Source organism: Pseudomonas sp. 25 R 14 (assembly GCF_900004755.1).
In the GTDB taxonomy this organism is placed as follows: Bacteria; Pseudomonadota; Gammaproteobacteria; order Pseudomonadales; family Pseudomonadaceae; genus Aquipseudomonas; species Aquipseudomonas brenneri.
Genome location: NZ_CVTS01000054.1, coordinates 1 through 13,208, shown reverse-complemented (window position 1 = coordinate 13,208; position 13,208 = coordinate 1). Strand labels below are relative to the sequence as shown.

The window sequence follows — 13,208 nt, the reverse complement described above, 5'->3', positions numbered from 1 at the left end:
ATTGCGCAATACGTTGCGTAGGGTCAGCCACTACCGCCTGCAACAGGTGCTGCCAGTGTTGCGCCAGGCGCTCGATGGTGCTGGCGTCGAACAGGTCCGTGGCGTACTTGAGCACCGCTTCGATGCCATGCGCATGCTCGACCGTGTTAAGCACCAGGTCGAACTGGGCAGTCTGGCTTTGCCATTCCAGACGTTCAACGTGCAATTCGCTCAGGCCGGTTTGCGCATCGCTGCGGCTTTCGGCCTGGTGGTTGAACATCACCTGGAACAACGGGCTGTGGCTCAGGCTGCGGCCTGGCTGCAGCGCTTCCACCAGTTGCTCGAACGGCAGATCCTGATGGGCCTGGGCATCCTGCGCAGTCTGGCGGACCTGGCGCAGCAACTCGATGAATGAGCCCTGGCCATCGATATCAGCCTTGAGCACCTGGGTATTGACGAAAAAGCCGATCAACCGCTCGATTTCAGCGCGACCACGATTGGCCACTGGCACGCCGACGCGAATGTCTTCCTGCCCGCTGTAACGGTGCAACAGCACCTGGAATGACGCCAGCAACAGCACGAACAGCGTGGTGTTTTCCCGCTTGGCCAGGGTTTTGAGGCTTTCAGCGAGCACCTCATCAAGAATCAGGCGACAACTGGCCCCAGCAAAACTCTGCAGCGCCGGCCGTGGAAAGTCGGTGGGCAGTTCGAGCACCGGCTGTTCGCCGCCGAGCTTGTCTTGCCAGTAGGCCAGTTGCCGCTCCTGCTCACCCGCCTCCATCCACTGGCGCTGCCATTGCGCATAGTCGGGGTACTGGATCGTCAACTCCGGCAACTGCACTGTTTGGCCCTGGCTGAAGCCGGCATAAAACTGCACCAGTTCCTCGACCATGACCTGCATCGACCAGCCATCGGAGACGATGTGGTGCAAGGTCATCACCAACACATGGTCGTCAGCGGCCAGACGTAGCAGACGTGCGCGCATCAGCGGGCCCGCCTGTAAATCAAAGAGTTTGCCTGTTTCTTGTTCGACAAATGCCTGCAAGTGCGCTTCCAGAGCCTCCCCCTGCGGCAGGTGCAGTTCATCGACATCCAGTGCAAAAGGCCCTGCTGGCAGGACCACTTGCAAGGGCTGATCATCTTGTTGAGTGAACACGCTGCGCAAGCTTTCGTGTCGATCGACCAGGGCCTCGATGCTGCGTTGCAACGCAGCGACATCCAGCCGGCCCTTGAGTCGCAGGGCCGTGGGGATGTTATAGGCCGTGCTCTGCGGCGCCCACTGCCAGAGGAACCACTGCCGTTGCTGGGCATAGGACAGCAACAACGGTTCTTCGGCCGCGCGCTGGAAAACCGGGGCAATCGTGAAAAGGTTCAGGCCTTTCTGTTTGAGCAGAACTGCCAGCGCCTTTCTTTGTTTGGCCGAAAGTTTCCCTACCGACTCGATTAACTCTTGCACGCGTTGTCCTCACTCAAGAAATCAGTTTTTCAAGATCATCGAGAGATAGACGTTTGAGGGCCTCCAGAGATTTAGCCAATTCATCCTGAACCGGCGACAAATCGGCGCGCAGGGCTTCGATGCGGTCACAGAACTGTTCCAGGGTATCTGCGGCAAACAACTCCTTGAGCGGTACCTGGTCACCCAGGCGTTCGCTGATCCGCGTGACCACCAGAGTCGCCAACAACGAATGGCCGCCGAGATGGAAGAAACTATCGTTCAGGCCAACCTGCTCGACTTCCAGCACTTCCTGCCAGATAGTCGCCACTTCCCATTGCAAGTCGGTGCGCGGCGCTTCGTAAGCCAGTTGCCGTGGGTTGCCGCCCAGTGCCAGCAAGACTTTGCGGTCGAGCTTGCCATTGGGTGTCAAGGGCAAGGCGCCGATCAGATGCAGATGGCTTGGTACCATGTGCGCCGGCAGGCTGGTCGCCAGACGGCTGCGCAGACTGTCCACCAGGTTTGGCTGGTCGCCAACATCCGGTTCAGCCACCACATACGCCAGCAACTGCTTGCCGCCAGCGCCGTCCTGAGTCAGCACCACCGCCTCGCACACCGCAGGATGTGCCAGCAGATGGGCTTCGACTTCGCTCAGCTCAATGCGGAAACCGCGGATCTTCACCTGGTGGTCGGCTCGCCCGATGTACTCGATGTCACCGTCTGCGCCCTGGCGTACCAGATCACCGCTGCGGTACAGCCGCTCCCCCCCCGTGGAAAACGGGTCAGGTACATAACGCTCGGCAGTCAGCCCCGGACGCATCAAATAACCGCGAGTGACCCCGGCACCTGCCAGGTACAACTCAGCCGCAACGCCCGCTGGCAAGGTTTGCAACTGCGAGTCCAACAAGTAGGCCGTGGTGTTTTCCAGCGGTCGCCCGATATTCGCCTGGCCACCCGGCACACGCAGGGTGAAGGTCGAATAGGTGGTGTCTTCCGATGGCCCGTACAGGTCATAGACGCGTTCCACCGCCGTGCTGGCGTACAAACTGTCGACCAGCGCCTGCTTGAGCGGCTCGCCCGCCAGGTTGATGGTTTGCACCGAGGCCGGAATCTGCCCGGCCCGCTGCAAGGCGGCAATCGCCGATGGCACGGTATTGATCAACCGTACACGCTCGCGTGCCGGTAACTCGGGCAAGGCCAGAGCGTTGTCCGCGAGCACCATGAAACCACCACCGGCCAGGGTGACGAAGATCTCCCACACCGACAGGTCGAAGCAGATTGAAGTCGAGGCCAGCACGCCTTGCAGGGCTTCGCGCGGATAGGTCGCCAGCGACCACTGGACCAGTGCCGTGACATTGCCATGGGTGATGGCCACGCCCTTGGGCTTGCCGGTGGAGCCGGAGGTGTAAATCACATAAGCCAGGTTGGCCGCGCAGGTCAGCGACGCCGGGCAGGTCTGCGGCCAGTCGTGCAGCCATTGCGGCCCTTGATCAACCAACAATACCTGCGCCTGCAACACCGCGGGCAGTACATCGCGCAACGGCGTTTCGGTCAGCACGACGGAGGCGTGGCTATCGTCGAGCATGTGCAGCAAACGTTCCTGCGGGTACTCCGGATCCAGCGGCACATAAGCCCCACCCGCCTTGAGAATCGCCAGCAGGCTGATGATCATCTGCGGGGTACGACGCAGGCAGACACCCACCCGAACTTCCGGGCCAACACCCAGCGCTCGCAACCTGTGCGCCAACTGATTGGCACGGGCATCAAGGGTGGCGTAATCCAGTTGCGCCTCGCCAAACAGCATCGCCAGCGCTTGCGGATCATGTCGTACCTGGGCTTCGATTTGCTCGACCACACTCGTAGCAATCACGACACGACCCGGCGACTGCCCCCAAGCCAATGCGGCCTGGCGCTGGTCTGTGCGCAACAACTCCAGCATTCCCAGCGGCTGGCTGGCATCAGCCACGAACTGGCCCATCAGGTGCTCCAGTTGCTCGGCCAAACGCCGGATACTCGCCGCATCGAAACAGGCTTGGTCAAAACTGCAACCCAGGGCCAACTCGCGACCCGCCACAGCCACCAGGGTCAGCGGGTAGTTGGTTTGCTCCTGACGACGAATCGGCGAGAACGCCAGGCCACTTCCCTGCCCTTGCTGCAAGGCTTCGGACATCGGGTAGTTCTCGAACACCAGGATACTGTCGAACAGCGGGCCTGCCCCCAATCCGGCCCAGCTTTGAATGTCATACAGCGGTGTGTGTTCGTGTTCACGCAAGGCCAGGTTAAGGTCCTGGACTTGCTGGATCCACTGCGCCACGGTCAGTTGCGGCGACGGCGTGGCAACCACTGGCAAGGTGTTGATAAACAGGCCAATCTGCTGCTCGACCCCAGGCAGGTCTGTCGGCCGCCCAGCCACAGTGGCACCAAAGGCAACCGTGGCCTGGCCGGTATAGCGCTGCAACAGCAACAACCAGGCGGACTGCATCAAGGTGTTGAGGGTGACTTTTTGCTCACGGGCAAAGCCGTTCAACTGTGCGGTCAGCTCGGCGCTGAACAGATGCTCATGGTCCGCATAACCATTGCCCAGTCTCTGTTGCGGCCCCACGGCATCAGCCAGGCGAGTCGGCTCCTGCAAGTTACCCAGGGCCTCACGCCAGAACCCTTGGCTGGCCTGGACATCACGCAAGCTCAACCACTCGATGTAATCGCGATAACGCCCCTGTGCTGCGGCCGGCACCTGCCCGGCGTAACGCTGGAGTACCTCGCCAAACAGCTGCGAGGTACTCCAGCCGTCCATCAGAATGTGATGGCTGGTGTAAATCAGGTGATAAGTACTGGCACCGGTACGCACCAGGATTACCCGCAGCAGCGGCGCACAATCAAGCGCGAAGCCGGCTTGCAGATCCTCACGGGCCAACTGATCAAGGGCCTGTTCAAGATTCGCCCGGCCCTGCCAGTCGTGAATCACCATAGGCATGGGCACGTTACCCAGTACGATCTGCACCGGCGCATTCATCTGCGCCGGCCAGACAAACGCCGTGCGCAAAATGTCGTGAGCGTCCAGGGTCTGCTGCCAGGCTGCGCGGAAACGCTCGGCATCCAGTTGCTGGATGTCGACCCGCAACTGGTTGGTGTAGGCCGGGCCATCCGGCTCATGCAGGTTGTGGAACACAATCCCCTGCTGCATGGGCGACAACGGATAGAGGTCGACGATGTCCCGTGGCGTCACTGGCAGCCGCTCCAACTGCGCCTGGGTGAAATTCACCAGGTTGAAGTCCGACGGCGTCACACCACTGTGCTGCGCACTGCTGCAATGCTCGATCAACGCCGCCAGCTCCGCCGCGTAATCGTCGGCCAACGCCTGCACCGTGTGCTGGTGATACATGCCGGTACTGAATGTCCAGCTCAGTTCCAGTTCACCGCCGTATACCTGGCCGTTGATGCTCAGCCAGTTGCTCAGTTCCCCCAGCTCACTGCGTGCGGCGCCGTCGGATTCCGGCGCCGGCACAAACAACGCGCCCTGGTCGGCGGCAAAATCGCCGTCGAACTGGCCCAGATAGTTAAAGGTAATACGCGGTTCACCAAGGGTCGCCAATGCCGCCTGGCTGGCGGCATCAGCGCAATAACGCAGCAGGCCGTAGCCAATGCCTTTGTTGGGCACTTGGCGCAGTTGTTCCTTGACTTGCTTGATCGAAGCATCGAACTCGGTGGCCGGAGTCAGCTTCACCGGGAACAAACTGGTGAACCAGCCCATTGTCCGGGAGATGTCCAGTTCATCGAACAAGGCTTCACGGCCGTGCCCCTCCAACTGGATAGCCACTGCGGGCTGTTGGCTCCAGCGGCACAACACGCGGGCCAGGGCGGTCAGCAACAAGTCATTGACCTGGGTCCGGTAGGCCGCTGGCGCGACCTTCAGCAGTTTGTGCGTCGTTGCCTGGTCCAGGCGGGTCGATACTCCATGGGTTTGAGACAGGCTCAAGCCGCCGTCCGGGTTGTCACGGGGCAAGTCCACCGCGCAGCCCTGCAAGCAATCCTGCCAATAACTCAACTGGGCCTTAAGCTCATCGCTCCGGGCATAGCCCTGCAAACGCTCGCCCCAGGCTTGCAGCGAAGCGCCCTTGTCTGCCAGTTTGACCGGCTCACCGCGAGCCGCCTGGGTGTAGGCGTTTTGCAAATCTTCCAGCAACACCCGCCAGGACACCCCATCCACCACGGTGTGATGAATCACCAGCAGCAGGCGTTGTTGCCCCTCGGGCAGCTCCATCAATACCGCACGCAGCAACACGCCTTGTTCCAGGTTCAAGCTGCGCTGGGCCTGATCGGCCAAGGCCTGGACCTCATCAGCCGCCGCCAGGGCCGACGGCGTCCACAGCAGCTCACCAGGCACGCTGGCCTGATAGTCGGCGCGCCATTGCTCGCCTTGTCGCGTGAATGCGAGGCGTAGCGCATCGTGCTGTGCGTACAAGGCTTGCAATGCCTGGTTCAACGCGGCCACATCCAGGCGAACATGAGGCTGCAGCAGGATCGACTGGTTCCAGTGATGGCGCTGGGGAATATCCATGGCAAAAAAACGTGCCTGGATCGGCAACAGTGTTTGGGCTCCGCTGATCTGCTGGGTGCTGGCCGGTGCCGTGGGGGCCTTGACCTCTACCCATTTGGCCACTTGCGCCAACTGGGCAATGGTCTGCTTTTCAAACAACTGCTTAGGGGTCAGCTTGATGCCACGACGCTTGGCACGGGCAATGATTTGCAGGCTGAGAATCGAATCGCCGCCCAGTTCAAAAAAGTTATCGCCAATGCCTACCTGTTCAAGCTTGAGCACCTGCGCCCAGACTTCGGCCAGCACTTGCTCCAGCTCATTGCTGGGGGCCTCGTAGGCTTGAGTCTGTGCATCCGGAACCGGCAGGGCCTGGCGATCCAGTTTACCGTTGGCCGTCAGTGGCAAGCGTTCGAGCACAATGATCCGCGCCGGGACCATGTAATCCGGTAACAATCCCTGCAACTCTCGGGTCAGTCGTTCGGCATCGGTCGTGGTCGTCGATGCCAGTACGCAGTAGGCAACCAGTTGCAAACGCCCGGCATCGCTCTCCATCGGCAACGCCAGCACTGCTGCATCTTGCACGTCATCCAATTGCCGCAAAATTTGCTGGATCTCACCAGGTTCAACCCGGTAGCCACGGATTTTCACCTGATCGTCGCCGCGACCGAGAAACTCCAGCACGCCGTCGACACTGCGCGCACGGTCACCGGTGCGGTACACCCGCTCCCCCGTGCCCCCTTGTGGGTCCGGGACGAAGCGCTCAGCAGTCAACCCAGGCTGATTCAGGTAACCCTGAGCCACACCGGCACCGCCCAGATACAGTTCACCCGCCACTCGTCCTGCGACCGGGTTGAGATAGGCATCCAGCAGGCGTGCGCGGGTATTGGCCAGCGGTTGACCGACGGGCACGCTCAGGGTCGCGGGCCGCTCACCGGTTACTTCATGGGTCAATACGCCGACCGTGGTTTCTGTCGGGCCGTAATGGTTGATGATCCGGCAATCCGGTGCCAACTGCGCCACCTGTTGCACCAATGACCAGGGACACGTCTCGCCCCCCAACACCAGCACATGGGCCGGCAGGACACCTGCCGGGTTGCCGGCCTGCAACAGGCTGTGCAAATGGCTGGGCACGACCTTCAGCGCACCGACCCGGTGCTCGCTCATGTAGCGGGCGAAACGGTCCGGGTCGAACGCATAGGCCTGCGGCACCAGATGCAACAGACGCCCGCTGGCCAGCGCAGCAAACAGCATGGTGTGCCCCAGGTCCGCCGCGAGGGTGGAGATCATCGCCAGGCTGGCATCGGTCGGCAGGCGCAGGCGCTGCAGAACCGCTTGCACGTAGTTGCCCAACGCCTGATGGCTGACCAGTACACCCTTGGGCTGACCGGTGGAACCCGAAGTGAAGATCAGGTATGCCGGTTGCTCGAGGGCTACTTCAAGGTTCAGCGGGGCAGCGTTGCACGCGGCAAACTGCGCCTCGTCATAGTCAAGCACCCGGCACTGGCAATCGATACGCAGGTCCCCCGCCGTGCGCAACAGCCAGGCCGCGCCACTGCAACTGAGCACCTGCTGCAAGCGCTCGGCAGGTTGTTGCACATCCAGCGGCAAGTAGACGCCACCGGCCTTGAGTACAGCCAGCAGGCCTACGGTCCAGGCCACGCTGCGCTCCAATGCCAGGGCCACTACCTCGCCACTGCGCAAACCTTGATCGAGCAAGTGCCGGGCCAGACGGTTGGACTGCTGCTCCAGCTCGGCAAAACTGATGAGTTCCTGCTCGCAGCGCACGGCGCCGGCATCGCCACGGGTTTGCCCGTTGGCTTGCCACAACGCCAGGAAATGCTTGTGCGCAAAATCTTGCGCAGCCTCTTCGCCAGCCACCCCGGCCACGGCAGGCCGTTGATGAATCAGAGCTGCAGGCGCCGCAACCATGTCCTGCAATACCGTCTGCAACGACTCGGCAATCGCCTCGACGGTGCGACGCTCGAACAGATCGGTCGCGTAACTGAAGCTGATCTGGATCCCCTGTTCAGTGTCGGTGAAATCCAGCGCCAGATCGAAGCGCGCGTCATTTTCCGCGATTTCGAAGGCTTCAATACCCAGCGCGGAAAAACTCCCCTGGCTGCTCTGGCCCAGGCCGCTGGCCGCCAGGTTTTGGTTGATTTTCACCTGGAACAAAGGGTTGTGACTCAGGTTGCGCTCAGGCGCCAGGGCATCCACCAACTGTTCGAAGGGCAAGTCCTGATGTGCCTGGGCACCGAATACGGCTTCTTTGACCTGAGCCAGCAATTGCTCGAAGCTCTGCTGCTCATCGACTTCGACCCGCAATACCTGGGTGTTGATAAAGAAGCCGATCAGGCCTTCGGTTTCGCTGCGATTGCGCCCAGCGTTGGGCGCACCCACGCGGATGTCGCTCTGCCCGCTCTGACGCGCCAGCACCACCGAAAACGCCGCCAGCACCAGCATGAACAAGGTATAACCGCGCTCGCTGCCAAGGTTTTTCAAGGCCTGGGACACAGCCTTGGGGCAATCGGCGGTGAACGCCGCACCCCGGTAACTCGGCACCGGTGGACGCTCGCGGTCCAACGGCAACGCCAGCAACCGCTGCTCGTCGCCCAACACCTGTTTCCAGTACTGCAACTGGCGCTCGCTTTCACCAGCCTCCATCCAACTGCGTTGCCACAGGGCGAAGTCCGCGTACTGGATCGGCAATACTGGCAACTGGGACTCACGCTGGTGGGCGATAGCGTCATACAGGTGGACAAACTCCTCGACCATCAACTGGCTCGACCAGCCATCGGAAACGATGTGATGCACCGTCACCACCAGTACATGCTCACGGGCATCAAGACGATAGAGCTTGACCCGCAGCAATGGGCCGTTGATCAGGTCGAAGGGCTGCGCCAATTCCTCGGCGACCAGCGCCTTGAGCCCGGCCTCCTGCGCTTGCAGGGCCACAGCGGGCACGTCGATGCGTTGCAGGCTCACCGGCGCGCTATCGTGAATTTCCTGATAGAAAGCACCGTCTTCCGATACGAACCGGGTGCGCAGCACTTCATGGCGCTGCACCAACGCATCAAAGGCCTGGCGCAATGTGCTTTCGTCCAGCTCGCCCTTGAGGCGCACCGCACGCGGCACGTTGTAGAACGAACTCTGCGGCTCCATCTGCCAGAGAAACAACAGGCGTTGCTGGGCAAAAGACAAAGGAATGCGGGGCACGTCATGGCGACTGGCGACAATCGGCAACAGCTTGAAGCTGTTATTGGCCTCGTTCATCTTCGCCAGGATCTGGCGCCGCTGCTCCAGACCCAGGCCGATGAAACGCTTGGCAATACGCTCTGCGGTAGTCTTATCCATTTCAAGCCTCCTCCATCAGGTCCATCATTTTTTCAATATCCGACAGCCCTTCTTCGCTCAGTGCCGAGCGGCTTTCGAGCACCGCCTGGGCGAACTCGGCAAGGGTTGGCGTTTCAAAGATCAGGCGCAGCGCAATGTCGATGCCCAATTGTGAGTTGATGCGCGAGACCGCCTGTGTCGCGAGCAATGAATGCCCTCCAAGATCAAAGAAGTTGTCGCCCAGGCCAATACGCTCGATGTGCAGGATGCCCTGCCAGATCTCGGCGATCTGTTGTTCAATCTCGGTTTCCGGCGCCTGATAAACCTGTTGTGCCAACACCGGATCGGCCTTGGGCAAGGCCTTGCGATCGAGCTTGCCATTGGGGCTCAACGGCATCCGCTCCAGGACGATCCACTGCCCTGGCACCATATAGTCCGGCAGGTTGCGCGAAAGGCTTGCGCCCAGCGCTGCGCCATACCGGGACTGATCCTGCTCGCTGCCCTGCAGCCGTTGCGCATCGCCAGGTACCACGTACGCCACCAGGCGTTTACCGGTCGGCCCGTCCTGCGCGATCACCACCGCCTCGACCACCGACGGCTGCTCCATGAGGCGCGCTTCGATTTCACCCAGCTCGATACGCAGGCCACGGATCTTCACTTGATGGTCGATACGCCCGAGGTACTCGATCACCCCGCTGGCCCGATGCCGCGCCAGGTCACCGGTACGGTACAAGCGCCCGGTGCCATACGGGTTCGGCACAAAACGCTCGGCGGTCAGCGCCGGGCGGCGGTGGTAACCGCGAGCCAGGCCTTCGCCTCCCAGGTACAACTCACCCGCCACACCCACGGGCAACGGTTCCAGCTCCGGGCCGAGGATATAGGTGCCCAGGTTGGCAATCGGTTGACCGATCGGCACGCTGTCGCGCCCCTCATCGACGCATTGCCAATGCGTCACGTCGATGGCGGCTTCGGTTGGGCCATACAAGTTGTACAAGCGAGTCTGCGGCAGTTGTTTGAATACCTGCTGCTGAGCTTCCACCGGTAACGCTTCACCGCTGCAAATCACCTGGCGCAAGCCTGCGCAACTGGCCGCGCGGGCGTCCAGCAGGAAGGCCTGGAGCATCGAGGGCACAAAGTGCAGCGTGGTCACGGCGTGCTGATTGATCAGTTCGACCAGGGCGCCCGGATCACGATGCGCACCTGGCTCAGCCACCACCAGGCGCGCACCGGTCATCAGCGGCCAGAAGAACTCCCACACCGAAACGTCAAAGCTGAACGGGGTTTTCTGCAACACCGCGTCCGTTGCATCCAGTGCATAGGCTTCCTGCATCCAGCACAGACGGTTGGTCAGTGCCGCATGCCGGTTGCCGGCACCTTTGGGTTGCCCGGTGGAGCCGGAGGTGTAGATCACATACGCCAGGCTTTGCGGGTCCAGCTCGCGCTGCAGTCGCTCGGTACTGAAGGTTGCCACCGACTCACCGAGATCAAGCAGCTGCACCCCTTGAGGAATCGGCAGTTGTTCGCGCAGGTGAGCCTGGGTCAACAACAGGCCGATACCACTGTCTTGCATCATGTAGCTCAGGCGTTCCTGCGGATACTCGGGATCGAGCGGGACATAAGCGCCGCCGGCCTTGAGCACGGCAAGCAAGCCAATGACCATCTCCAGCGAACGCTCCGCCGCCACGCCGACCAGCACATCGGTGCCAACCCCCAAGCCGCTGAGGCGCTGGGCCCATTGGTTGGCGCGGGCATCCAGTTGGGCATAGCTCAATTGTGTGTCGCCGAACACCAGGGCGATGGCCTCTGGCGTGCGCTCGACCTGCGCCTCGATCAACTGGTGAACGCCCAGATGCAGCGGGTACTCGGCCTGAGTCTGGTTCCAGCCCAGCAGCACTTGTTGAGCCTGGGCCTCGGCCAGCAGCGGCAACACGCCAACCCGCTGCGTCGGGTCGGCAACAATGGCGTGCAGCAGGTTCTGCCAGTGGCCGAGCAGTTGCGCCATGCTGTGCGGTGTAAACAGGTCAACCGCATAGGTCAGGGTCGCGACCAACTGCTCGTGCGCCTCGTAGGTTTCCAGGTTCAGATCGAACTGTGTCGTCCGGCCGCGGGCTTCAAGCCCCGATAGGCTCAGGCCCGGCAAGGCAATATCGACCCCTTTGCGGCCTTCGCCGAGGTGGTTGTACATCACCTGGAACAGCGGGCTATGGCTCAGGCTGCGCTCCGGCTGCAACGCTTGCACCAGTTGTTCGAACGGCAGGTCCTGATGGGCCTGGGCCTGCAGGGCGGTCTGTTTGACCTGATCGAGCAACTCGCTGAAGGTACCCTGCCCGTCCACCTCGGCCTTGAGCACCTGGGTATTGACGAAGAAGCCGATCAGACGCTCGATCTCCACCCGGTTACGGTTGGCGATGGGCACGCCGACACGAATGTCGTTTTGCCCGCTGTAGCGGTGCAGCAACGTCTGGAACGAGGCCAGCAGCAGCATAAACAGCGTCACCTGCTCACGCTGGGCCAGGGCCTTGAGTGAGTGCAGCAGGCTGGTCGGCAATGTCACCACCTGGCTCGCGCCGGCAAAGCTCTGCACACTCGGCCGTGGATAATCGGTGGGCAGTGCCAATACGGGTTGCTCGCCGCCCAGCTTGTCGGTCCAGTAGGCCAGTTGCCGTGCTTGTTCGCCGTCTTCCATCCACTGCCGTTGCCATTGCGCATAGTCGAGGTACTGCAATGGCAGTGCCGGCAGACTCGGCGCTTGCCCTTGGCTGTAGGCGGCATAGGTTTCAACCAGTTCGTCGACCATCACCTGCATCGACCAGGCATCGGAGACAATGTGGTGCTGGGTGAGAATCAGGACATGCTCGTCAGCCCCCAGGCGCAGCAGTTTCACTCGCAGCAAGGCGTCGTGTTTGAGGTCGAATGGGCGATGAGCTTCGGCGTCCACCGCAGCATCGAGCCCGTCCACGTTGTCCAACGCCTGCACCTCCAGTTGCAGGCCGGCCTGGGCATGAATCACCGGCAACACCTGCAGGTCATTCTGCGCAAACCCTGTCCGCAGGATTTCATGGCGGGCAATCAGGTTATTGAAGCTGCGCTCCAGTGCCAGCACGTCCAAGTGCCCTTGCAGGCGCAGGGCCAGAGGCAGGTTGTAGGCGACGCTCTGCGGCTCCAACTGCCAGAGGAACCACTGCCGCTCCTGGGCATAGGACAGGTGCAATACCTGGTCCCGAGGCACAGGCAACAAGGACGGTGCCGAACAAGCCTGTTCCTCACCCAAGGCCTGGACAAAGGTCTGCAAGGTGCTGTGTTCAAACAACGTACGCAGCGGTACTTCAGCGTTCAGCAACTGCCGCACCCGCGACATGACCTGGGTGGCCAGCAACGAGTGCCCGCCCAGTTCGAAGAAGTTGTCCGCCAGGCCCACCTGCGCAAGCTTGAGCACTTCTTGCCAGATCTGCGCCACTTGCCGCTGCCGTTCGGTGCTCGGCGCCACATAGGTCTTCTGCACCTGGCTGGCGTCCGGCTTGGGCAGGGCCTTGCGGTCCAGCTTGCCGTTGGGCGTCAGGGGCAGGCGCTCCATGAACAGCCAGTACTGCGGCACCATGTAGTCCGGCAGTTGTTGGTGCAGGCTGTGTTTCAGCGCTTCGCGCAAGGTGTCTTCTGACGCCTCGGGCGCCACCAGGTAGCCGACCAGCACCGGTCCTTGCGCACCGTCCTGGGCCACCACCACCGCTTCGCGTACCTCGGCGTGTTCCAGCAAACGTGCTTCGATCTCGCCCAGTTCGATACGGAAACCGCGGATCTTCACCTGATGGTCGATCCGGCTGATGTAGTCGATTACCCCGTCCGCGCGATACCGCGCCAGGTCGCCAGTACGGTAGAAACGCCCGCCCGGCTCGCCATACGGGTTGGGCAGGAAGCGCTCGGCGGTCA

The 13,208-nt window shown here is 61.7% G+C and carries 3 protein-coding genes; all 3 read right to left on the bottom strand.

Annotated elements, in window-relative coordinates; all coding sequences use genetic code 11:
- The coding region (locus BFQ03_RS20540; RefSeq protein ID WP_239695262.1) for a condensation domain-containing protein at positions 1–1,435 on the bottom strand (1,435 nt) is incomplete at its 3' end.
- A 13-nt stretch (positions 1,436–1,448) separates the two neighbouring features.
- Positions 1,449–9,302 (bottom strand): non-ribosomal peptide synthetase, encoded by a 7,854-nt coding sequence (locus BFQ03_RS20535; RefSeq protein ID WP_065943885.1) that lies wholly within the window; start codon positions 9,300–9,302, stop codon positions 1,449–1,451.
- Position 9,303: 1 nt separating this feature from the next.
- A partial coding sequence (locus tag BFQ03_RS20530; protein ID WP_065943884.1) for a non-ribosomal peptide synthetase occupies positions 9,304–13,208 on the bottom strand: 3,905 nt, incomplete at its 5' end.

Excerpts from the sequence above, each read along its gene's own strand:
- BFQ03_RS20535 (WP_065943885.1), bottom strand. The coding sequence starts at position 9,302 with ATGGATAAGACTACCGCAGAGCGTATTGCCAAGCGTTTCATCGGCCTG.